General features: G+C 64.8%; 17 protein-coding genes. 11 read left to right on the top strand and 6 right to left on the bottom strand.

Annotated elements, in window-relative coordinates; all coding sequences use genetic code 11:
- The first annotated feature begins 62 nt into the window (after positions 1–62).
- Positions 63–683, top strand: a complete 621-nt coding sequence (locus tag J8F10_RS31430) for a hypothetical protein (protein WP_210660557.1) — start codon at positions 63–65, stop codon at positions 681–683.
- 10 nt (positions 684–693) lie between these two features.
- Here J8F10_RS31430 and hflK read toward each other — a convergent pair whose 3' ends face one another.
- The 3 genes from hflK to J8F10_RS31415 all read right to left on the bottom strand — a co-directional run bounded on the left by hflK (position 694) and on the right by J8F10_RS31415 (position 5,016).
- Positions 694–1,632: a protease modulator HflK gene (hflK, locus tag J8F10_RS31425; RefSeq protein ID WP_210660555.1), complete on the bottom strand. Its 939-nt coding sequence runs from the start codon at positions 1,630–1,632 to the stop codon at positions 694–696.
- A 30-nt stretch (positions 1,633–1,662) separates the two neighbouring features.
- Complete coding sequence (hflC, locus tag J8F10_RS31420) at positions 1,663–2,718, bottom strand: protease modulator HflC (RefSeq protein ID WP_210660553.1); 1,056 nt, start codon at positions 2,716–2,718, stop codon at positions 1,663–1,665.
- Positions 2,719–2,865: 147 nt separating this feature from the next.
- Positions 2,866–5,016, bottom strand: a complete 2,151-nt coding sequence (locus J8F10_RS31415) for an alpha/beta hydrolase family protein (RefSeq protein ID WP_210660550.1) — start codon at positions 5,014–5,016, stop codon at positions 2,866–2,868.
- Positions 5,017–5,442: 426 nt separating this feature from the next.
- On the opposite strand from J8F10_RS31415, the gene J8F10_RS31410 reads away from it, so the two are divergent.
- From J8F10_RS31410 to secD, 4 genes are all read left to right on the top strand, one after another.
- Positions 5,443–6,819 (top strand): DNA-directed RNA polymerase subunit alpha C-terminal domain-containing protein, encoded by a 1,377-nt coding sequence (locus J8F10_RS31410; RefSeq protein WP_210660548.1) that lies wholly within the window; start codon positions 5,443–5,445, stop codon positions 6,817–6,819.
- Between the two features lie 132 nt (positions 6,820–6,951).
- Positions 6,952–8,055: a tRNA guanosine(34) transglycosylase Tgt gene (tgt, locus tag J8F10_RS31405; protein WP_210660546.1), complete on the top strand. Its 1,104-nt coding sequence runs from the start codon at positions 6,952–6,954 to the stop codon at positions 8,053–8,055.
- Between the two features lie 115 nt (positions 8,056–8,170).
- The gene (yajC, locus tag J8F10_RS31400) at positions 8,171–8,518 is read left to right on the top strand and encodes a preprotein translocase subunit YajC (RefSeq protein WP_210660544.1); all 348 of its coding nucleotides are present in this window, start codon (positions 8,171–8,173) and stop codon (positions 8,516–8,518) included.
- 91 nt (positions 8,519–8,609) lie between these two features.
- A complete protein-coding gene (gene secD / locus J8F10_RS31395) occupies positions 8,610–11,999 on the top strand; it encodes a protein translocase subunit SecD (RefSeq protein ID WP_210660541.1) in 3,390 nt (1,129 codons plus the stop codon).
- A gap of 96 nt (positions 12,000–12,095) precedes the next feature.
- Here secD and J8F10_RS31390 read toward each other — a convergent pair whose 3' ends face one another.
- Positions 12,096–12,683: a protoglobin family protein gene (locus J8F10_RS31390; protein WP_210660539.1), complete on the bottom strand. Its 588-nt coding sequence runs from the start codon at positions 12,681–12,683 to the stop codon at positions 12,096–12,098.
- Between the two features lie 148 nt (positions 12,684–12,831).
- Between J8F10_RS31390 and J8F10_RS31385 the strand changes: the two genes are divergently transcribed.
- Positions 12,832–13,290 (top strand): RrF2 family transcriptional regulator, encoded by a 459-nt coding sequence (locus J8F10_RS31385; protein ID WP_210660537.1) that lies wholly within the window; start codon positions 12,832–12,834, stop codon positions 13,288–13,290.
- A gap of 221 nt (positions 13,291–13,511) precedes the next feature.
- Here the strand turns inward: J8F10_RS31385 and J8F10_RS31380 are convergent, their stop codons facing one another.
- Together J8F10_RS31380 and J8F10_RS31375 are read right to left on the bottom strand one after the other, a co-directional pair.
- Positions 13,512–14,474, bottom strand: a complete 963-nt coding sequence (locus tag J8F10_RS31380) for a HEAT repeat domain-containing protein (protein WP_210660535.1) — start codon at positions 14,472–14,474, stop codon at positions 13,512–13,514.
- Positions 14,475–14,569: 95 nt separating this feature from the next.
- On the bottom strand, positions 14,570–15,160 hold the full coding sequence (locus J8F10_RS31375) for a 2OG-Fe(II) oxygenase (protein ID WP_210660532.1): 591 nt from the start codon (positions 15,158–15,160) through the stop codon (positions 14,570–14,572).
- 132 nt (positions 15,161–15,292) lie between these two features.
- On the opposite strand from J8F10_RS31375, the gene J8F10_RS31370 reads away from it, so the two are divergent.
- The 5 genes from J8F10_RS31370 (at position 15,293) to groL (J8F10_RS31350) (ending at position 23,670) form a co-directional block, all read left to right on the top strand.
- Positions 15,293–16,726, top strand: a complete 1,434-nt coding sequence (locus tag J8F10_RS31370; RefSeq protein WP_210660530.1) for a sulfatase family protein — start codon at positions 15,293–15,295, stop codon at positions 16,724–16,726.
- Positions 16,727–16,752: 26 nt separating this feature from the next.
- Positions 16,753–19,332 carry a protein kinase domain-containing protein gene (locus J8F10_RS31365; protein ID WP_210660528.1) on the top strand — a complete coding sequence of 860 codons (2,580 nt, stop codon included), beginning with the start codon at positions 16,753–16,755 and terminating at the stop codon, positions 19,330–19,332.
- A 330-nt stretch (positions 19,333–19,662) separates the two neighbouring features.
- Complete coding sequence (gene groL, locus J8F10_RS31360; RefSeq protein ID WP_210660526.1) at positions 19,663–21,408, top strand: chaperonin GroEL; 1,746 nt, start codon at positions 19,663–19,665, stop codon at positions 21,406–21,408.
- A gap of 139 nt (positions 21,409–21,547) precedes the next feature.
- Entirely contained in the window at positions 21,548–21,859 is a 312-nt protein-coding gene (gene groES, locus J8F10_RS31355) for a co-chaperone GroES (protein WP_210660524.1), read from the top strand.
- 125 nt (positions 21,860–21,984) lie between these two features.
- Complete coding sequence (groL, locus tag J8F10_RS31350) at positions 21,985–23,670, top strand: chaperonin GroEL (protein WP_210660523.1); 1,686 nt, start codon at positions 21,985–21,987, stop codon at positions 23,668–23,670.
- Positions 23,671–23,875: the final 205 nt, after the last annotated feature.

The following is a 23,875-nucleotide window of genomic DNA, read 5'->3' as shown; positions in this document are numbered from 1 at the left end:
GGTTACAGGCAGAACCTATGCCCCCGTCCCCCCTCCCTAAGAAGGAAGAGGGAGAAAGACCTGTGCCAAGTGCAGGTGGGGCGTCCACTTCCGCCCAAGCCCCGGGCGAAGATGATTCGCTGGTCCACGTCGCGAAGTGCTTGGAACGCGACGACCACCTCGGCGCCGCGACTCATCTCGAAGGGTACGTTCGGCGGCACGCGGACCAGCCGATGTTCCGGTTCCAACTCGCGGAGTTGTACTTGCGTGGTGCCTCTTATCCCGAAGCGAAGTGCCACCTCGAACAGTTCGTCGCAGACGCACAAGCTGGTCCGAGTGCGTTGCAATCGCATCTGGTGACCGCGCACATCAAATTGCGCGAGATCGCAGTCAACACCCGCGACCGGTTCGGTGAAGCGTTTCATCGCGGCGTCGGGCTGCTTTTGCTCGTGAGAGAGCAGGACGCCGATTCCAAACGCGATGACGTGTTTTGCGAGGAGATGCTGTGCAAGGCGCTTCGGGCACTAATGGAAGCAAAAGAGCAGAGGCCGGGAGATTCGCGCGTGCGGGTATACTTGGCCGAAGCTCACGCCCGGGCCGGCAACCGCCACGCGGCCGGCGCCGAACGCGCTGCGGCGCGAGCCGATGTTGTGAGCGGCGCGCTGACCGAGAGTGAGCGCAAGCCGCTGTTGTTGCGCGAGTAACAGCGCGGGATCACCGCTTGGGGAGCGGGACGAACTCGGTGATGTTGAGTTCGCCGTTCTGGAGGTAGTGGTCGAGCGGGCGCACCTTCCCGCCGCGGGTCTTCATCGCGACCATCGTTCGGCGCATCTCGTCCCACCACAGGAACGCGAGCGCGTCCGGGTTGGCCATTCGCACGTCGCGGAACGCTGCGAGCTGTGCAAGAAACTCGGTCGCGTCGGCGTGCGCCAGGCGCAGTTGCGACTCGCGGTATTCGCTTGCTTCTTGGCCGAGCCGGTAGCGGATCGCGTCGGCTTGCCGCAAGCGCTGGTCGCGCTCCTGCTGCGCCTGGAACTCCTTCGTGCGAATCGCGGTCTGCGCTTGCGTGACGGCCTCGAACGCGGACCGCACTTCGTCCGGCGGTGCGATCAGGGCCACGCTCACGCGCTGCACGCGAATACCGAGTCGTAGTTCGGGGAGCCGTTCCGTGAGCCGGTCCATGACCCACGCGGGCAGCATCCCGGTCCCGGTGAGCAGCACCTGATCGACCGTGCGCCCCGCGACCCACTCGCCGGCAACGGCTTCTGCCGCCCGGGCGAGCATCGCATCGACGAGTTCGCGGTGAATCACGTAGTCGTCGAGATCCTGGTCCGCTTCTCCGATGGCGTAATCGAGAACGATCTGCACGTTCACGTGATTCTGGTCACCCGTGAGCAGTTGACCCACGGGCGTGCTCATGTCGTTCGCGGCTTCGGAGTCGTAACCCACGCGCAGTTGCCGCACCGTGCGCACCGGCACGCGGTCCACGCGATCGATGCCCCACGGCAACCCGAACCCGAGCCCCGGCCCCGGGCGCGCAACGACCTCCCCGAACCGTCGAACGACGGCTCGTTCGTCCGGCGCGACTTGGTAGACGCCGGTGAGGAGGTACGCGCCGAGCGCCAGAACGAGGATGTAGCGTGCGCGGAACATGATTCTCCTGACGAGCGCGATCGGGCGACCCTATTTCGGCGCCGGAGCCGGGGTCGGCGGCCCTTGAATGATCCGTAGCAGCGGGTGCTTGGTGGTGAGCAAGAGCACGTCGCGGGTGTCGGCGAGCATCGCCTGGAAGGACCGCAGTTGTTCCAGGAACAGGTAGAATTCGCGGTCCTGGGCGTAGGCTGCGGCGCGGATGCGGGCGGCATCGGCGTTGGCTTGGCCCTCGATCACGGTCTTCTGGGCTTTCGCATCAGTTTCGATGATGCGAGCCGCGCGGTCGGCGTCGGTGGTAATGTCCGCGGCGCGCTTGCGGCCGTCGCTCTCGTAATCGGCCACCTTCTTCGCGCGCTCGCTGCGGATGCGCTCTGCGATGCTCCCGCGCACGGCGTTCGGGTAACTGAACCGGCGCACGCGGATGTCGATGACCTGGATGCCGTACTCGCTGAGGGCCTTCGTGCGGATGTCGTCCGTCGGGTTCGCGAGGCCGCCGTGCAAGTTTTCCGTGCCGAGCAACCGCCGGCGCACGCGCTCGTTCCGCTCGTCGATGAGCCGGGAATCATCGGTACGGAACGCCGATTCGGATAGCGCAGTGACCCACCCGCCGGTGACCGCGGAGAGCGTGGTTTGTGTGTCGGTCACCCCGATCAGGTCTTCGATCGGCATCGTGCTGATGACCGCCGCGAGGCGCCCGTTGATGAGCGGGCCGAGGATCTTCTGGGCCTGTTCGGGGGTGCGGACGGTCTTCACGAACCGGTCCGCGGATTCGGTATCGGGGATCTTCCACGTCACGAACGCATCGACCGCGAGCGTCTTGTCGACGGTGCGGGTCACGGGGTCGCGCGTGAGCGCTTCGACCGCGGGCAGGTCGAACGACTGCACGCGCCGGTCCATGCGCAGCACGGAATCGATGGGCCACGGGGCCTTGACGTGCAACCCGGCGTTGGTTCCGCCGTCGTGGATCGCTTCGACGTGGCCGAACCGCGTGACGTACACGAACTCGGCCGCGTCCACCGCGAAGAACGCGGACCTGAGCCACAGCCCGACGAGGAGCAACGCGACAACGATGAGGGAGCGGCGCATACGGGCTTTCCAGAACCTCCCCGCCCTTTTCAGGGAGGAGGAGTTGATGCGGGGTGCGATCGAGTAAACCGCCGGCACCAGCGAGCGGGAGTCGTTCTCCCTTTCCTTCTTAAGAGAAGGGAGGGGAGAGGTTAGGGTTCTTCTCCGTTACTTCACCAACCATTCAACGACCTTCGCGGGTTCGAGCTTCTCGGCACTGCGGGTCAGATTCTTGCCGGCGCCCGCGGCCTCGTATGCGGCGCGCGACACTTGACCGCTCCCGGTGCCCTTGTGGTTGTGAACGAGCACCTCGCCCGGCGCGCACAGTGCGAGGAACGCGCCCAGCCCGCCGTACTTCACCGCGCCGGGCAGCAGCATCGGATCGGCTGTGTCCTTGATGTCCTCGAACTTGAACTGGTTCATGTCGGCCGCGGTCTTCGCGACCGCGTCGCCGGCCAGCGCCTTCGCGAGAATCGCAACCGGGCCAAACTCGTTCCATCCGACGAGATACAGCGTTTTCCACGCGGGGTTAGACCGGCCGAACGCGATCAGCGTGAGCACATCGTGGGCGCGGTTGGCGAGCAGCGTGCGGTTGTAGCCGTGTGTGTAACCCGCAAAGCCCTTGTCCACGGGGAACGATTTCGGGAATCTGTTTTCGCCGGTACCGAGCAGATCCGGGGCGAGGATCGCGACACCGGCATCGGTGATCGACTTCGCCGCGGGTGCGACTTTACCGCCCTCGAAGAGACTCGCTTTCCCCTGCGGGTGCAGCCAGATCGCGACCCTGTCGCCGGTAAATTTCGCTCCGATCACGCCGCACGCCGGCACCGCGTCTTTCTCATCCTTGCGACCGAACACGGCGCGGTGAACGGTGTGACCGTCGCCCTTCGACTCCAGTGGTCCGGTCCGAACCGCGATCTCCTTGGGTAGTTCGCTGTTCACCATCATCTGCAGTGCGGTCCCCACCACGCGCTGGAACTCCTTCAGGCTCTCGGCGTCCTTCGGGGTGAGTTTCGCGATTTGCTCATCGCTGGCTTTCGCCATCACTTCGCGGAGTGCCTTCGCGCCGAGTTCGTCCTTCGGGCGCGGGTGCTTGTCGTCGAAGACGCTCAACCCCGACGTCGGCGCGACCGGCTTGAACGCCGGCTCCTTCACTGTTTCGCCCTTGCCCTGAAGGTGTTTCTGGAGCCAAGCGTACATCATTTCGCGGGCGTGGACGTTGTACTGGTGACCGTATTCGAGCCACGCTTTTGCCGCAACTTTGTCCTTCGCCCCGTACAGCCCGTAAAGCTGTTGGAGTTCGGGGTAGCCTTTTGTCATCAGCTCCTTCGTCCAGTCGTTCGCGGCACTCATGGCCTGGGGTTTGGGCGCGAACAACCCGGCGATTTCCACGTTACCGGTGTTCACGCGGAGCAGCGAACAGTTCTCGCACACGCACCCGCCCTGCATCCCCGTACTGACCATCACCGCGGGGAACACCACCGCGAGTCGGTCATCAATGGCCGCGAGCATGAACGTCTGCGTGCCGCCGCCGCTCGCGCCGGTCATGCCCAGGCGCGTGGTGTCCACGTCGGGCAACCCCGCGAGGAAGTCAAGCGCGCGAACGCTGTTCCAAGTTTGGAGGCCCATCGCGCTTTGCAGTCGCAGTTCGCCTTCGGCATCCGCGAAGCCCTTCCCGTGCGGGATCGCGGTGCTATCGGCGACGCCCACCATGTCGTAGTGGAACACGACGAACCCGAGTTTCGCGAGTGTCGCCGGTAGTGCCTGCAGGAAGTACCGACCGCGATCCATGTCCGGTTCGCCGCCGCCATCGACGTTCGCTTTGCCGGCCTTTTCGCCCGCATCATGGAGCCGGCCGTTTTCCCAGTGGCCGTGTGCGAACAGTACCCCGGGGAACTTCGCGGGTTTGCTGGAGTCGGGGCCGACCGGTCGGTACAGGTTCCCGCACACGTAGTGGCCCGGGGTGCTGGCGAAGTACACCTTCTCGATCGTGTAATCGCCCTTATCGATCTTGCCGTGAACGGTCGCGTTGAGCGGCGTCTTCTCCGGCAGCGGCCAGAGGCCCGTGGCGACGAGCAACTGTTCACGGAGCTGCTTCCGGCGCGCTTCCCACGCCTCTTTCGACTTCGGCACGACGAACGGGAAGTAATCGTTGAGCGTCTTCGGCGCGCCGAGGCGCGCGTCGGTCGGCTTTTTGCCGTCGGTGAACACCTTCGTGGGATCTTCGGTGTCGGCGGCAAATGCGAATTGCAGGAAGGGGCGAGACGACAGGAGGCCGGCGGCAGCAGGAAGCGCAAGAGCGTCGCGGCGCGAGAGCATGAGGAAACCTCGAAGAGACCGGCCCTCAACCCCTCCCTCAAAGGAAGGGGAGAAAGAGCGCGGGTCGGTTTTGGCCCCTCCATTTTTAAGGGAGGGAGGTGAGGAGGGCTGGCTTGCTCAGTCGCCGACATTAAGGGATGAGAGGCCCCGCGTCAACGATTCGCCGGGCCGAGCGCCGCGCAGCGCCCGTTTGGGTGGTCTTGCCAAAACGCAGGTGCGGTCGTTATTATGCCTCTCTTCGGCACGGCACGTTATTTTCGCCGGCTCTCGCGCGATCTGCCGACGCGCGGCAAGGCCCGGCTAGTGAGTTTTGGGTCGCACTGTTCCTCCCCTTAGTGGGCGCTCGGTCGGGTCCCCAAGTGGAACTTTCGGGTTCCGCGGAACCCGGTCCGAGGAATGGAACGGTCGGCCCCCTGGGAGCCAGACGTGACGGAATCTCTCATCGATCTGCGGGCGCTTCTCGTCGAGCGCGAAGACTTTGAAGGCGGTATGGTCGGGCGGTTGCGGGAAGGGTTGGCCCAGGGCGGCCCGCAGGTTCGTGCCCTCAAAGACATCATCGACACCCTCACGAAGCGGCTCGCGGTCGCCGCCGCTCCCCAACAAAAGAAGATCCACCTCAAGCTCGGTGTCGCCAACTACTTCCTCGGTCACGTCCGCTCCGCGGTGGACCACCTGCACAAAGCGGAAGGCCCGCTGGCCGCGTTCTTCCTCGGCCAGGCGCACGTTACGCTCGGCCAGTCGCGGCCGTATGTAGAAGACGAGACGGACAACACCGACCACTACGACGCGGCCGTGAAAGCCTTCGAGAAGGCCGAAAAGTCGGGCTACGCGCCGCAATCGGTACAACTCCAGCGCGCCGGCGTGCTCCGGTTGCAGGGGCACCTCGGCGAAGCCAAGACCACGCTCACCAAGCTGAAAGACGCGGCCGCGCACAACGCCGAATACTACTACCAGGAAGGCGCGCTCGCGGAGGCCGAGGGCGATATCCCCCGGGCCGCGAAGTACTTCGAGCGCGCCGTTGAGCTCGAACCCCGGCACTCGGCGGCCCTGTTCCGCCTGGGCTTCCTGAACGACCAGCAGGGCAACGACCACGACGCCATCGGGTACTACGAGCGGTGCCTGAAGTACCCGCCCGTTGGTAAGGGCGTGCTGTACAACCTCGGCGTGCTGTACGAAGACAACGACATGTACGACAAGGCCGCGGACTGCTACCGCCGGCTCGCGAAGGCCGACCCGCGCGACGAGCGCGCCAAGCTGTTCGTGAAGGACTCCGAAGCGTCGCTCTCGATGCACTACGACCCGGAAGACGAGCAACTCAACCGGGCCAACAGCGTCGTGCTCGAGATCCCGATCACCGACTTCGAGCTGTCGGTCCGCAGCCGCAACTGCCTCAAGCGGATGAACATCCGCACGCTCGGCGACCTCACGCGCGTCACCGAATCGCAACTGCTCGCGAGCAAGAACTTCGGCGAAACCTCGCTCGAAGAGATCAAGATCATCATGAACGCGAAGCAACTGCGCATCGGGCAGTCGCTCGACCAGGGGCAGCAGTACGAGTTCCGCTACCGCCCGCAGCAGAACCTCAGCCCGGAAGAACAGGCCACGCTCAACAAACCGGTGAGCGACCTGAACCTCTCCGTTCGTGCGCGCAAGTGCATGAACCGACTGAACATCGGCACCCTGGGCGAACTCGTCCAGCGTACCGCCGACGAACTGCTCGAAGCGAAAAACTTCGGTCAGACCTCGCTCACGGAGGTCCGCGAGCGCCTCGGACAGTTCAACCTCAAGCTCCGCGGGGACTGAGCATTCGGCGATGCCCCGGCCACAAGGCCGGGGCACTTCCACCGCTTCGCGACGGTCCGTCACGTCAGTACGGCTCTCGCTGTCATCGGATGACCTTCACACCCCCGGCCTTGCGGCCGGGGTTCGCCGTCTATGCACTTCACCCTCCACGCGACCGACGGGACCGCCCGAGCCGGCACTTTCACCACACCCCACGGCGCGGTGCCGACACCCGCGTTCATGCCCGTGGGTACGCAGGCCACCGTTAAAGGGTTGACCCCGGAGATGGTCCGCGACGCCGGCGCGCACATCATCCTCGGGAACACCTACCACCTCGCACTCCGGCCCGGCGACGAGATCGTTCGCGACTTCGGCGGGCTACACAAGTTCATGCACTGGAACGGTCCGATCCTCACGGATTCGGGCGGCTTTCAAGTGTTCAGTCTCGCGGGGCAGGTGAAGATCACCGACCACGGGGCGAAGTTCAAAAGTCACATCGATGGTTCCCCGCTCGAACTCACGCCCGAGCGCGCCGTCGAGATCCAGCAGAACCTCGGCTCCGATATCGCGATGGTGCTCGACGAGTGCCCGCCGGCCGACTCCGAACCGGCGAAGATGCGCGCCGCGGTTCTCCGCACCATTCGCTGGGCGGAACGCTGTAAAAGGCACCACACCAAACCCGATCAGGCACAATTCGCGATCGTTCAGGGCGGGTTGAACCTCGATCTGCGTGCGGAGTGCGCCCGCGAACTCGTGGCGATGGATTTCCCGGGGTACGCACTGGGTGGGTTCAGTGTGGGCGAAGCGCCCGAAGCCATGCACGCCGCCCTGCCCGCGTGTACGGCGTGCTTGCCCGAACACAAACCCCGGTACCTCATGGGTGTGGGGCGACCACAGGACCTGCTCGCCGGGGTCGCGGCCGGGATCGACATGTTCGACTGCGTGATGCCGACCCGCAACGGGCGGAACGCCCTCGCGTTCACGAGCGACGGGCCGATTCGCCTGCGGAACGCGAAACACCGACGAGATCCGAGCCCCGTCGCGTCCGATTGCGCGTGCTACTGCTGCGGGAACTACTCGCGGGGCTACCTGCACCACCTGTTCGCGGCCGACGAGATGTTGGGGCCGACGCTGCTGAGCCTGCACAACATCGCGTTCTACTTGCGGTTGATGGCGGACGCCCGAAAAGCCATCGCGGAGGGCCGGTTCGCGGCCTTCCACGCCGGTTGCCTTGCCCGCTGGAACGCGGCTCCCTAAATTGAACGTTCCGATTGTAGCGACCGGGTGCCGTTTTCATCGCGAACGCTGAAAACCAGCTCTGTTGTGATGCAACCGCGGACGCGGCGCCGAGAGTTAGGAACGCAGGGTGACAATGAGCTTGCTCTTATTATTCGCACAAGAAGGGCAACAGCCGCCGCAGGGCGCCCTACCCGGCGGCCCGATGGCGCCGCTGTTCATCATCGGGTTGGTGGTGCTGTTCCTGCTCGTCGTCGTCTTCCCGGCCCAGCGCCGGCAGAAGAAGGACCAGGAGAAGGTGATCGCGTCGGTCAAGCGCGGGACCAAGGTGCTGACCAACGCGGGGATCGTCGCTACCGTCGTTTCGGCGAAGGACGGCGAGGACGAGATCGTGATCCGCTCCGAGGATACGAAGCTGCGGATCAAGCGCAACGTGGTCGTCCAGGTTCTCGGCTCGGACGACGCGGAAGCGGCCAAACAGTAATCGCGGGCATCACAGTCACACAGGACGCCGACGTTCGGCACGCTCCCCGCCGGGGGAGTCGCCGGACCGTCTCAGGAATGGTTCACACGCCATGCAACGGAACTTCATCCGCGGCCTTTTGATCTGCTTGGTCCCGTGCCTCGTGGCGGCGCTGTTCGCCGTGCAGCTCCAGAAGTACCGGCTGGGCATCGACCTCGCCGGTGGCACCATTCTGGTGTACGAGATCAACCTCGAGCGCACGAAGGCTCGTAAAGAGGCCCTCGGGAGCACCGAGAGCGGCCCGCGCCCGCCGGGGAACGCGGGGCGCGCCGAGGGGCTCTCGACCGAGGAAATGAACAACCTCGCCGGGCAGATCAAGCGCCGGATCGACCCCACCGACATCAAGAACGTGACCGTGCGGCCCCTCGGCGACAGCCGGCTCGAGATCATCCTGCCGACCGGCGGGGCGTCGAGCGGCCGGGCCAACCTGTCGAAAGAAGACATCGAAGAGGTGAAGCGGCTCATCTCCCAGATGGGCGTGCTGGAGTTCCGCATCCTCGCGAACGGGGTGGACGACCAGGCCGGGGTTCTGGCCGCGCGGCAGTTGCTCGAAGCGAAGTCGCCGGCCGACCTCGAAGACCGCGCCCGCAAGGGGCTGCCGCCCGAGGCGCCCGCGGACGAGTACAACGTGGACATCGGCGACAGCAAGGCGCGGGTCCGCTACGTGTGGTCGGAACTGGGCGCGGAAGAGCGCAAGACCCTGGGCCTGAGTAACGACCAGGAGGGCGCCGACCCGCGCTGGGCCGCCCTCGCCGCCCAGCGCGACAAGCCGGTCCCGGTCCGCGACGGCTCCCCGGTCGATTACGTCAACTGCAACATGCTGCTCTTCAGCCGCAAGGCGATCGGCGCCGAGCAACTGGCCAAAGAGGAAATGGACGAGAAGCGGCTCCGCGCGGATAGAGATAACGTGGGCAAGAGCGACGAAGAAATTAAAGCGATGGTGAACCGGAAGAAGTACGAGTACTTCGTACTCACCCGCGTGTCGCCCGAGGACACGCTCCGCGTCGGCGGCGCGATCACCATCACCGCGACCGCCGAGACCGACAAGTCGTTCAGCCCGTCCGTCGGGTTCACGTTCAACTCGGCCGGCGGCCAGCAGTTCGGTAAGATCACCCGGCGCAACAAGCCGACCGGGAGCACGACCCGGAACCTCGCGATCCTCCTCGACGACCGCGTCGTGTCCGCTCCCACGCTCCAGAGCGAAATCGGTAGCCAGGGGCAGATCACCGGTAAGTTCGACCGCAAGACGGTGGACCGACTGGTTCACATCCTGCGGAGCGGGGCGCTCTCGGCCGAACTCCGCGAGAAGCCGGTCAGCGAAAACACCATCGGGCCGACCCTCGGGGCCGACACGATCTTCCGCGGGACGACGGCCATCGGCTTCGCGTTCATCGCGGTGCTCGTGTTCATGGTCGTCTACTACCGGTTCGCCGGGATGGTGGCGTGCGTCGCGCTCTTCGCGAACTTGCTCCTGACGGTCGGGTTCATGGTCGCGGTGAACGCGGCGTTCACGCTGCCTGGGCTGGCCGGGTTGGTGCTCACGCTCGGTATGGCGGTCGACGCCAACGTGCTGATTTACGAGCGGCTCCGCGAGGAGCGGAACAAGGGGGCGAACATCGCCACCGCGCTCCGCAACGGCTACGAACGGGCGTTCCTCACGATTATCGACACCCACTTGACGAGCATCTTCACCGCGATCGTGCTGTACTCCGCGGGCAACGACCAGCTCAAGGGGTTCGCCATCAGCCTCTCGGTCGGGCTCATCATCAGCCTCTTCACCTCGCTCTACATGACGCGGCTGATGTTCGACTTCTGGCTGCACAAGCGGTGGCTGACCGAGCTGAAGATGATGCGGTTGTTCGAGCGGCCCAACTTCAACCCGATGCGGTACCGGCGCATCTTCTTCTCGATCACCGGCGTGCTGACCGTGCTGGGGTTGGCGCTGTTCCTCCACCGCGGCGAGGCCGGGTTGAACGTGGACTTCCGCGGCGGCACCGTGTTCGCCGGCAAGCTGAAGGCCGGCGAAGAGCGTGGGCTCACGAAGACCCAGGACCAGAAGCTCGGGTTCCGCGAACTGTTCGGCGAGGAAGCCCAGAAGACCAAGCTCGCGGTGAAGCCCGGCGACGACGCGATCGTTTGGGAAAACAAGCCGACCGGGAGCGAGTCGGTGAACACGTGGGTTTACACGGTCACCTACAACGACGGTACGAAGAGCACCGTGACTCTGACGGCGAAGCCGGACGGCACCACGGAAGCCGAGATGAAGGACGACATCCGGCAGCGCGTTAGCCACCTGCCCGACGTGTCCGTGGAGCAAATGTTCCTCTCCGGTGAGGACTACGGCGACGGCAAGAGCCGGTACTTCACCATCCGGACGACGGAGAAGCAGCGGGCCATCGTGCAGGCGTCGCTCGACCGGCTCCTGCAGACCGAGACCGGCTCCATGATGGACGGGGCGACCATGACGCCCGGCCCGATCACCGGCGCGACCGTGACGTTGAGCTTCGACAAGCCGACGTCGCGGAACTTCACGCAGGAACTGTTCGAGCGCGAGTTCAAGAAGCTCGGGGGCGAGGGCGGGGCCGATGCGTTCGCGCTCACCAGCGTCGACGAGCAAGTGGACGGCCGGTTCAAGCAGATGAAGTTGGACGTGTCGCGCAACCAGTCGCTGTCGCTCCTGGCGTCCGCACCGGGCGCCCCCGGCGTCGATGCGAAGGCCCGCGAGCAGCAACTCGCGGCCCTCAAGGAGATCGTGGCGGGTGCGAAGCGAGCGTTCGACAGCACCCCGGAACCGGAGCGGCTGGAAGTGTTCGACAGCCAGCTCGCGTCCGATACCCGCGAGAAGGCGCTCATCGCGATCACCCTGAGCTGGATCGCGATCCTCCTGTACCTCTGGTTCCGGTTCGGGAACTGGACGTTCGGCCTCGCGGCCGTGATCTGCTTGGTCCACGACCTGTGCTTCACCGTCGGGGCCATTGCCGCGTGCCACTACCTGCACATGATCCCCGGGCTCGGGTTCCTCGGGATCGAGGACTTCAAGATCGACCTCGCGACGGTCGCGGCCCTGCTCACCCTCGTCGGGTACTCGGTGAACGAGATCATCGTGAACTTCGCCCGGATCCGCGAGGTCCGCGGGAAGAACCCGACGCTGACCCCGCAGATGATTAACGACAGCGTGAACCAGACGCTGAGCCGGACGATCCTGACCTCGATGACGGTGTTCCTCGCGTCGATCGTGCTCTACATGTTCGGCGGCGAGGGCGTTCACCTGTTCGCGTTCGTGATGGTGATGGGCGTGCTGGTCAGCACCTACAGCTCGATCTTCGTCGCCAGCCCGCTCCTCCTGTTCCTCGGCGAGGGTCGCGACGGAACCAACGCCGCGCCTGAAGAGTCCGCGGTGGAGAAGGAAGAGGGCGCGGAAGAGGAAGTGGTCGAAGGATAATTCATAAAGAGGTCGTAAAGTCATAACGTCGCAAGTCGTAAAGTCGAAGACCCGATGGTTGAGGTCTTCGACTTTACGACTTGCGACGTTATGACTTTACGACCTCACGACTTCGCCCTGGTAGTGGCGCGTAACCAGGTCGTTTTGAATCCACAGCAGTTTACCGAACGCGCGGAGCGTCTTCACTTCGGTGTCCCGATCGAGCCCCAATCCCAGGATCGTGGCGGTCAGCGCGTCGGCCACGAAGCCCAGTAGCGCGTTCATCTGCACGAGCGGCACGTCGAGATCCTTGCTCCCCGCCTTCGGCGTGTGCATCTTCCCGACCATGTCGAGGTACTCGACCATTTTGCCGTCGTAGGGCTTCGTCACGAGGGCCGCGAGGTACCGGCCCAGGTGCTGCTTGCGGAACTGGATCTGCGGGTGGTCCATTGCGAGCTGGTCGACGGTCTTCGGCACCTCGCCCTGGTACCCGTGCTGGCGCGGGACGAAGTGGCGCCAGGTCGCGTCCTGTTGGAAGAGCTTGTTGTACACGGCATCGACGAGGCCCGGCACGAGCGGCGCGAGGACCGGCGCCGCGCCGTGAATGGCCGCGATGTCGTCCGCCCCGAACCCCATGAATCCCGCGACGTACCCGAAGCGGTACCCCAGATCCGATTCCAACCGCGGTTCGTCAATGTGTGTCACGTGTGGCTCCCTTGAGAGAGGATCGCACGGGAAAAGCGTGCGAGGCGGAAACAGGACTAATTTATCCTATTTATCGAATCGAGTCCAGCCGCTATAATGAAATTTGCAGATCGAAGACGCACTCACGCGCGACTCAGGGGCCGTAAGGATGTTCTCGCGAACGGTGGAATACGCCCTGCGCGCGGTGATTCACCTAGCGCACGAGGCCCCAAAAGCGCGAACGACGGCGCAGATCGCGGACGCGACCCAGGTGCCGAAAGACTACCTCTCGAAGATCCTTCAGGGGCTGGCCAAGAAAGGGCTCGTCGAGACGCAGCGCGGGGTGGGTGGTGGGGTCTCGTTGACGAAAACGCCGGAAGAGGTCACGATTCTCGACGTGGTGAACGCGGTAGAACCGATCGTGCGGATCGCGACGTGCCCGCTGAACCTGCCGAACCACGGGGCCAATCTTTGCCCGCTGCACCGGCGCATGGACGCGGCAATGGCCACGGTGGAAGAGGCGTTCCGCAACAGCACTCTGGCGGAAGTGTTGGCCGATCCCAGCGCCAGCGTGCCATTGTGCGACGGCAGCGGCGCCCTGCAAACGCTCAAAGTGCGTAACGGGTGAGGGCAGTTACTCGTTTGGGCAGATCGCTCACACTAGTCTCGTTTCGAGATCCACATAGCGACCGAACGAGCCGCGACCGCAAAGGAGCGGGGCTTCCCGTGGGTGGAACAGCGAAGATAAACGGTTGCCCCTCCCGCTCCCTTGCGGTCGCGGCTCGTTACAATCCGGGAACCTCTCACTCCATTGTGGTCGCGACTCGCTACAAGGGAACTGAAATGGGACTAAAACAATTCCTCGAAGTGTCGGCGGAGTTCGCGGTCGTCGACGCGCGCGATTGCTTCTTCGACTTGCTGCCGGACCCGAGGCATGTGGCAGTGCGCGAGCGCGGCGAGGGCGTCGCGGGCGGTGCCCCGGTGGTTCTCGAGTAAAGAGAGAAGGAACTCGACCGCCCGGTCGTCCCGTAAAAGTGCGATGGCGGTGAGCAGGTCGGGTTTGAAATCGTCGTCGAAGGTGCTCTTCCATTTGGCAGTAAGGAGGTCCAACGCACCCGGCGCCCGAGATTGACCGATGGCGAGTGCCGCGTGCGCCCGAACCCGCGAGTCTTGACTATCCAGATGGTCAGCGACAACCTGGAAGTACCTCACTTTGTCACACGCGAGAACCTGCTCGAAGCCCGCGGCCATGACACTCGGGCTGTCGTCACCGAGAAGGATCTTCAGCTTCAAGAGCGGGCCGCAAATCGCTCCCCCCAGCGCGGCGACGCAGTGGACCGCGGCCAGTCGCACGTCCTCGGTCGGGTCCGCGAGCAAACCCGCCAGTTCGTCGACCTCCGATGCGGAACCCAGTTCTGCGTGAGCATAAGCCGCGGCGATTCGCAACTCGGCGGCCGCGTCGCGACTACCTTTATTGGGACGGGCGGGCCAGTAGCACGTCATTCCGTTGAGGTACGGTGCGGCGCGCTCGATTTTGAGTCGGCGCAGCGCGTTCACAATCGCGACTTTCGCCGCACAGTACCGGTCCGCGCGCATCCCGTCGCCGCTGAAGCGCTCGAACGCGGCACACAAGTCACGCGCGAGCCGAGGTAGGGCGAGGCGCCCGGCCAACTCTGCCGCCTGAGCGACGACCGCACTCGTCCCGCTCGATAAAGCGGAGCGGAGCGTCTCGGCTGCCTGATCCTTGTCCGTGCCATCTCCCTCGTCGGATAATTGTTTGAGCGCAGCGGCGGTTGCTTTGGGGCGCGACATGATCTTCCGTGGTGGGTATGTTGAGGGCGATTTGGGGGAGCGGCAATTTAACTGAGCTTTTCTCCGCCCCACATGTTGGTTGCTCAGCACGCGGGTCATTCGTCCCGCCCCACGTGGTACATCACATCGGTTCGCAGAACGTACTTGCGCCCGGCGCGGACCGGCGCCCCTTCGTGCAACAGGTAGTGGAAGAACACCAGCGCCTTACCCGCTTCGGGCTTCACGCGGATGTCGGTCCCATCGGGAAGTACCAGTCCGTCGTCCTGGATGTAAATGACGGTTTCGCCGCCCTCACATTCGCCGCTCAGGTACACCATAAACGTGAACTGGCTCCGCTCGTCGTTCCGGGCGAAGGCCCCGTCGGTGTGGGGGCGGAACGTCTGTCCCGGGTCGTAGCGGTAGAAGCGGAACCGCTCGTTCAGTGCGGTCGCTTCGCGCCCGCGGTACGGGGACGGCAGGAGCGGTTTCGCCCGGCCCCAGAGCTCGGCGGCCCAGGCGAAGTTATCGACCATCACGCGCTCGTTGTTCCGAACTTCCGGGGCCATCACGAACCCGGCGCCCGTGCTGATGGGCGCGGCGCCGTAGCCCACGGCCTCGGTCACGCGGACGTATTCCGCGCACTCTTCCGGTGTGAGGAAATCGTGGATCACGAACACCTGTTCGCCGTCGAGTTCTTCTTTTCGCATCGGGCGGGCCTCACGGGGAAAAGGGTGCGGTCATTGTCTCCGACACCGCGAGTCGGCAAAAGGTGATCTGTCGGCGTGAACGAGAGGGCACGCCGCGTTATACTTCGGTCGCGTTCCTTCCCGGAGTTCTCCATGCGACTGCTCCTCTCGGTTGCGTTCCTCGCGGCGTGCGCGTTCCCCGTTCGCGCGGCGGACAAGCCCAACATCATCGTGATGATGACGGACGACCAGCGGCACGACTTCATGTCGTGTGCCGGCCACCCGTTCATCAAGACGCCGAACATGGACCGCATCGCGAAGGAGGGCTACCGCTATACGAACGCCTTCGTGACCAACGCCCTGTGCGCACCGAGCCGCGCGTCTCTCCTCACGGGGCAATATTCGCACGCGAACGGTGTCCGCGACAACATGGGCACGAAGCTCAATCCCGATTCGCCGTGGCTGCCCGACGAATTGCGGAAGGCGGGCTACGAGGTCGCGTTCTGCGGGAAGTCACACGTTCCCGGGCACTTCCGCGAAAAGACCTGGGACTACTACTTCGGCTTCCAGGGGCAGGGGAACTACCTCAAGCCGGTGATCGCCGAGAGCGGGGCGGACGGCAAGATCGGCCCGGACAAGCCCTACGACGGCTGGATCGATGACGTCGTGACGGACAAGGCAATCGAGTGGGTTAAAAAGGGACCGGAGAGTAGCAAGGAGCGGAAGCCGTTCGTGTTATTCCTGTTCTTCAAAGCGCCACACCGGGCGTGGCAGCCCGCAGCGCGGCACAAGGAACTGTACGCGGACGCCGTTGTGAAGAAGCCCGCGTTGTGGGAGGACGCTGGCACCGGTAAGCCGCGCGCGTTCCTTCAGGCCGCGAACATGATCGGCCAGTACCCGGACACGAAGGATTTCGATGGCATGATCCGCGACTACTGCCGGTGTCTCACCGGCGTAGACGACAACGTGGGCAAGGTGCTGAAGGCGCTCGACGACCTGAAAATCGCCGACGACACGGCGGTCATGTACACGTCGGACAACGGGTTCTTTCTGGGCGAATGGCAGCGGTTCGACAAGCGGTTCATGCACGAACCGAGCATCCGCGTTCCGCTGTTGGTGAAGTTGCCGAAAGTGACGCAGAAGCACTATCGGCCGATCGGCACGAAACTCGACCCGATGGTGCTGAACGTGGACATCGCGCCGACGCTGCTGGACCTTGCGGGCACGCCGGCACCAAAGACAATGCACGGGCGAAGTGTGCTCCCGTTCGCACTGATTCCACCGACCGGACCGCTCCCGCCGCACATGGTTCCGCGGGAAGCGTGGTACTACGAGTATTTCGAGTTCCCGGACGTGTCGCACAACGTGAACAAGCACCGTGGCGTTCGGACCCCGAAATGGAAATTCATTCACTACTACGATCCGCCGTTCAAGTTCCGCGAGGAGTTTGAACTGTACGATCTGGAAAAAGATCCCGAGGAGCGCGTGAACCTCGCGAACCGGCCCGCGTTCCAGGCGACCGTGAAGGAACTGCAAGCGAAAATGGAATCGCTTCGTAAAGAGATCGGGTCCAGGGACGAGAAGTAGCAGATTCTTCAGAGTGCGAGCGCCCAATGGCTGACGATCCAACAATTCAGAGCCCACCGCGGACAACAGTGACCGAGGTGCAGCGCGACTTGCCGCCGCGCTTCGATTCCGATGCGCTCCCGGCGCTGCCGGGGTATGTTGTGTCGAGCGAGATCGCGCGCGGCGGAATGGGCGTCGTGTTCGCCGCGCACGATCTCGCTTTCGCACGCGACGTGGCAATCAAGGTGATGCACGCGGGGTTGGACGCCGACCGGTTCGTGATCGAGTCCAAGGTAACAGCCCGGCTCGCGCACCCGGGCATACCGCCCGTACACGCGCTCGGCACCCTATCGGACGGGCGCCCCTACCTGGTCATGAAACTCATCCACGGGCGCACGCTCACCGAGGAATTGCGGCGCTCGGACCTCCCGCGGCTCCCGGCGTCGTTCGAGCAAATTTGCCAGACGGTGGGCTTCGCGCACTCCCAGGGGATCATTCACCGCGACCTGAAGCCATCGAACGTCATGGTCGGGGCGTTCGGCGAAGTGCAGGTCATGGATTGGGGGCTCGCGAAGGAGATCCGCACCGCGGACCAAGAGGGCACCGCGACGAACGTACCCACGCTCCGCGATCCGCACGCAGTGGAGACAATCGCCGGTCAGGTGAAGGGCACGCCCGCGTTCATGGCGCCGGAGCAGGCGCGAGGCGAACCGGTCGATGTGCGGGCCGATGTGTTCGCGCTCGGCGGCATCCTGGCCGTCATGCTGACCGGCAAACCGCCGTTTCTTGGTAATACCGTCTTCGACACCGTGATGAAGGCGGCCCAGGCGCAACTGAGCGACTGCTTCGCGCAACTTGATGCGAGTGGGGCCGATGCGGAACTGATCGCGGTCGCGCGCCGGTGCCTTGCGCCCGAGCCCGATGCCCGGTACCCGGACGGCGCGGCCGTGGCCGAAGCTGTAAGCGCGTACCGGGCGGGTGTCGAGGAGCGCCTGAGCCGCGCCCAGCGCGACCGCGCCGCGGCCGAAGCGCGGACGACCGAGGCGGTGAACACCCGGCGCGAAGCCGAGGCGCGACTGACGGAACAGCGGAAGCGCCGGCGCGTCCAGTTGGCGCTGGCGTTCGCGGTGTTGCTGATGGTGGCTGGAGGTGGGTCCATCGCGTGGTGGCAGGACCGGCAGGCGGCCGAACGGAAACTCACGGCCCAGCGCGAAGCGGCCGAGCGACTCGCGGACAGTGAGCACGCGGAGGCGGATCGCCGGGCGGTCGAGGCGCGGCTCGTGGGCGAGCGCGACGCCGAGGCCCGTAACAAGAGCGCGCAAGCCCAGCAAGGCGTCGAGGCCAGCCTGCGGCTCGCGGCCGACCTCCACAAGCAGTACAAGTTCGGTCAGGCCGGGACCGCGCTCGCGCAGGCCGAGAGTTTGGCCCGCGGTGGGGCGCCGGAACGACTCGCGGAGGTCGAACAGGCTCGAGCCGATTTGTCGTTCGTCACCGAACTGGACGAGGTGCGGTTCCGCAAGTGGGTGTTCGTGATCGCGAACGGGAGAGGAGAGTTCAACACTCAGAGCGCACCGCCCGGCTACCGAAAGGCGTTCACGGGTCGCGGGCTAGATGTGACGACCCTCGATCCCATCGAAGCTGCGCGGCGTGTGACGGCGTCGAGTGTGCGGATTGAAACCGTGGCCGCGTTGGACGACTGGTCGCTGTACGAACCGGACGTGAAGGTTCGGGAGCGGTTGTTGGAAATCGCCCGGCGTGCTGATCCCGGACCGTGGACCGACCGGTTCCGTGATCCCGCCGTTCGCACGAATAAGGCCGCCGTCGCGAAACTCGCTGCGGAAGCGGATTCGGCAGCGGTTTCTTCCACCGCGCTCGGTTCGCTGGCCGAGTTGATGGAACGGAACGGCTTGAACCCCGTTCCGATGCTATCGGCCGCACGCGGGCGGTACCCGGCCGATTTCCAGTTGGCGTTCGTGTTGGCTCTGTGGCAGAAGGGCGGGCGACAAATCGGCCCTTACGAGGCCGCCCGTGCGCTCCGACCCGAGCACCTCACCACCTGGAATAATCTGGGTCTCGCGCTGTACACGCAGGGTGATTACGATGGGGCAGTCGCGGCCCTTCGAGGCGCGATTCGGATCGACCCGACCTATCCGCCTCCGCACAACAATTTGGGTGTCACGCTGTACGCCAAGGGCGATTGGGCGGGGGCTGCTGCCGCGTGGGGGGAACTCGTCCGGCTCAGCCCGCTCGATGCAAAAGCACACGACAATTTGGGTTTGGTGCGGCACCGGATGGATGACCTGAAGGGCGCTGAAGCTTCGTTCCGCGAAGCCATGCGGCTCGATCCGAAACTCGCTGCGGCTTACAGCAATTTGGGGGCGATTTATCTCGATCGCGACAACCTTCCGGAAGCGATCCGCTGGGCACGAACCGCGACCCTAATCGACCCAACGTACCCCAACGCATTCGCTCTGTTGGGCTTCCTGCTCCACAAGACTGGCGACATCCCTGGCGCGCGAACCGCGTTGACCGAAGCGGCTCGGCTCAACCCGCCTCGATACTCGTCGCTGCTCGCGAAATTACCGCCGCTCGCGGTCGCTCCTCCACCGCGCGAGGTGAAGCGGTGATGGGCCACAATCGTTAATCGTACCCGTCGGTTTACCCGGTTTTGGTTTTTCATTTTGGCGAGCCGCGACCGCAAGGGAGCGGGAAGCGAGAGACACTTCCCGCTCCCTTGCGGTCGCGGCTCGTTCGGCTTCGACCGGCCTGCCATTTCGCCGCACGCCCGGCTCGCGGTTCCTGCCACTCTGACACCACGGGCCGTTTCTTCCCATCACCGCGCTTTGCCAAAGGCTTGCCCTTTCACAGGTTGCGTCGCCCGCATTTCGCGGCACAAACATTGCATGTGAACCGCGAAAACGATATTCCCTTTCGTTTCCCAACGGGCGGATAGACCGATGGCAGCCAAGCAACTTTCCTACGCCGATGATGCCCGGCAGAAACTTCTCGCCGGGGCCAGCAAGCTCGCTCGTGCTGTTCGCTCCACGCTCGGGCCGCGCGGGCGCAACGCCGTTCTCGACAAGGGTTGGGGCGCGCCGACCGTCACCAAGGACGGGGTCTCCGTCGCCGAAGACATCGAGCTCAAAGACCCGTTCGAGAACATGGGCGCGCAGCTCGTCAAGGAGGCCGCGAGCAAGACCTCCGACGTGGCCGGCGACGGCACCACCACGGCGACCGTTCTCGCCGAATTCATCTTCCGCGAGGGGCTGAAGAGCGTCGCCGGCGGGCACGACCCGATGGCGATCGTGCGCGGCATCCAGAAGAGCGTCGATAAGGTCGTCGAAGAGCTCGCCAAGATCGCCGAGACCATCGACCCGAAGGACAACAAGAGCATCACCGAAGTCGCCAGCATCGCGGCCAACAACGACAAAGAAATCGGCAAGAAGCTCGCCGAAGCGATGAAACTGGTCGGCGCCGCCAACGGCGTCATCACCATCGAAGAGGGCAAGACCGCCGAGACGGTCATTAACGTCGTTCAGGGCATGCAGTTCGACCGCGGGTACCTCTCGCCGCACTTCGTCACCAACGCCGAAACGGTGACGTGCGAGTTCGAGAACCCGTACATCCTCATCTACGAAGAGAAGATCAGCAGCCTCAAGACCATCCTCCCGCTGCTCGAGTGGGCGCACAAGGAAAAGGCCCAACTGCTCATCATCGCCGAGGACATCGAGGGCGACGCGCTCGCGGGCCTGGTGCTGAACAAGCTCAAGGGCGTCGTTCAGGTGTGTGCGGTGAAGGCGCCGGGCTACGGCGACCGCCGCAAGGCCATGATGGAAGACATCGCCATCCTCACCGGCGGTAAGGCGATCTTCAAAGACCTCGCGATCCAACTCGACGCGGTCACGCAGACCCCCAAGGGGCCGGTTCCGACGGTCGTCCACGACAAGGGGACGCTCGGGCGCGCGAAGAAGGTGAAGATCGACGCCGAGAACACGACCGTTACCGAGGGTAAGGGCGAAAAGGCCTCGATCGAGGGCCGGGCCGAGTCGATCCGCAAGGAAATCGAGAAGACCGAGAGCGAGTACGACCGCGAGAAGCTGCAAGAGCGCCTGGCGAAGCTCGCCGGCGGCGTGGCACAACTCAAGGTCGGCGGCGCGACCGAGACCGCGATGAAGGAGCGCAAGGCGCTGTACGAAGACAGCCTCCACGCGACCCGCGCGGCCATCGCCGAAGGCATCGTGCCCGGCGGCGGCGTGGCCCTTCTCAACGCCCGTAAAGCGATCGAGAAGAGCAAGCTCGCGGGCGACGAGGGCGAAGGCGCCCGCGTGCTGTTCCGGGCGCTCGAAATGCCCTGCCGCATGATCGCGGAGAACGCGGGCGCGGACGGCACCGTGGTCGTGTCCAAGATCCTCAAGGGGACGGACAAGAATTTCGGGTACAACGCGGACACCGGTGAGTACGCCGACCTCCGCAAAGCCGGCGTCATCGACCCGGTCAAGGTCACCCGCAGCGCGCTCCAGCACGGGGCGAGCGTCGCGTGCCTGCTCCTCACCACCGAGTGCATGATCGCGGACATTCCCGAGCCGAAGAAGGCGGGCGGCGATCATCACGATCACGATCACGGCGGCGGGATGGGTGGAATGGGTGGCATGGGCGGAATGGGTGGCATGGGCGGAATGGGTGGCATGCCGGGGATGATGTAGACAGCTTCGTTCTCAGCCCGGGGGGTTACCCCGGGCTGAGAAATGTCACCCGATCGGGTGAATACAAAATCAGTCCGAAGAACTGCGACTCCTCGGGGCGACACCCCGGGTTCCGACAAGATTCAACCGGAGCACAACAATGGCCAAAGCAGAAAAGCAACTGACCCTGAAGCCGCTCGACGACCGCGTGGTGCTGGAGCCGACCGAAGCGGAAGAAAAGTCGGCCGGCGGCATCCTGCTTCCCGACACCGCGAAGCAGAAGCCGCAGCAGGGCAAAGTGATCGCGGTCGGCCCGGGCAAGCTCTCGGACAAGGGCACCCGGACCGTGCTGGCCGTGAAGGTCGGCGACACCGTGCTGTTCGGCAAGTACAGCGGGTCCGACGTCGAAGTGAACGGCAAGGAATACAAGATCGTCCGCGAGTCCGAGATCCTCGGCAAGCTGAACAAGTAATTCAAACTCTATTTCACCGCAGAGGGCGCCGGGAACGCAGAGATTGAGAGCGGGACTCAGCCGATCTCACGTTCTCTCTCCGCGCCCTCTGCGTTCTCTGCGGTGAATACCTTCCTGGAGACACAATGGCGAAGCAACTGCTCTATACCGATGACGCGCGGAAGAAGCTCCTGACCGGCGCCGAGAAACTGGCCCGCGCGGTCGGTTCGACGCTCGGGCCGACCGGCCGGAACGTCATCATCGACAAGTCGTTCGGCGGACCGACCGTCACCAAGGACGGCGTGACCGTCTCGAAGGAAATCGACCTCGCCGACCCGTTCGAGAACATGGGCGCCAAGCTCGTGAACGCGGTCGCCCAGAAGACGAGCGACGGGGCCGGCGACGGCACCACCACCGCGACCGTACTGGCCCTGGCGATCTACCAGGAGGGACTGCGGAACATCACCGCCGGCGCCAACCCGATGGCCGTGAAGCGCGGCATCGATAAGGCCGTGGCCGCCGCGGTCAAGCACCTCGAAGACACGCTCACGAAGAAGCTCTCCAAGAAGGAAGAGATGCAGCAGGTGGCCGCGATCTCGGCCAACAACGACCCGAAGATCGGCGCCCTGATGGCCGACGCCTTCGAGAAGGTCGGGCGCGACGGGGTCATCACGGTCGAAGAGGGCAAGACCTCCGAGACCGTGCTGGAGTTCGTCGAGGGGATGCAGTTCGACAAGGGCTACATCTCGCCGTACTTCGTGGTGAACACGCCGGAACTGAAGTGGGAGCACGAGAACGTCTCCGTGCTGCTGTTCGAGAAGAAGCTCTCGAACGTGCGCGAGATGCTCCCGCTGCTCGACGCGGTCGCGAAGGCCGGCCGCCCGCTGCTCATCATCGCCGAGGACGTGGAGAGCGAGGCGCTCGCGGTCCTGGTGGTGAACCGGCTGCGCCAGTTGCTCGAAGTGTGCGCGGTGAAGGCGCCCGGGTTTGGTGACCGCCGCAAGGCCATGATGGAAGACATCGCGGTCCTCACCGGCGGCACGTTCGTCAGCGAGGACCTCGGGATCAAGCTCGACAGCGTCGAGGACATCAGCCCCGCGGAGCAGCAGCGCGGCGCCCGCCCGCAGCCGAAGGTGTTCGCGCTGCTCGGGCACGCGACCCAGGTGTCGGTCGACAAGGAAAACTGCACCATCATCGTGGACCCCGACGACGCCCGCGAAGAGGCGATCAAGGCCCGCGCCCAGACGATCCGCACCCAGATGAACCAGACCGAGAGCGAGTACGACAAGGAGAAGTTCTCCGAGCGCCTCGCGAAGCTCCTCGGCGGGGTCGCGATCGTCAAGGTTGGGGCGTCCACCGAAGCCGAAATGAAGCAGACCAAGGGCCGCATCGAGGACGCGCTGCACGCGACCCGCGCCGCGGTGTCCGAGGGCATCGTGCCGGGCGGCGGCGTGGCCCTGCTCCGGTGCATCCCGGTGGTCGAGGCCCTGGGCGAGAAGCTCAAGGGCGACGAGCGCATCGGGGCCGAGATCGTGGCCCGCGCGCTCGAGAAGCCGATCCGCACCATCGCCGAGAACGGCGGCGTGGACGGCGCGGTGGTGGCCGACGAGGTGACCACCCGCGGCGAGAAGGACCCGAACATCGGCTACGACGCGAACACCGGCAAGTACGTCGACATGTTCAAGGCCGGCGTGCTCGACCCGCTCCGCGTCACCCGCAGCGCGCTGACCAACGCCGCCAGCATCGCCGCCCTCATGCTGACGACCGAGGTCATGGTCACCCGCATCGACGAGGACGACAAGAAGTCCAAGGTCACCGGGGCGATCGCCTGATAGCCCGCGATGGGTACACGCTGGTACACAGGGCTTCCGCCCTGTGCTACGTCAGACGGCCCCTTGTATGTTTCGTAAACCGAAGAGTGGTGGGGTAGGCCGCACGCCCCTTGGGAGTGAAATCCCGTCCCGGAGCAAGGACCACCCCACGACTCTCGCACCCTCGCAGCCCGAACAGGCGCGTGGACCCCAACCGGATTCGCAA

Origin of the sequence: Gemmata palustris, assembly GCF_017939745.1 — a bacterium.
Taxonomy (GTDB): Bacteria; Planctomycetota; Planctomycetia; order Gemmatales; family Gemmataceae; genus Gemmata; species Gemmata palustris.
Note: the sequence above shows the minus strand (reverse complement) of the source record. Positions and strands in the feature narration are given on the sequence as shown.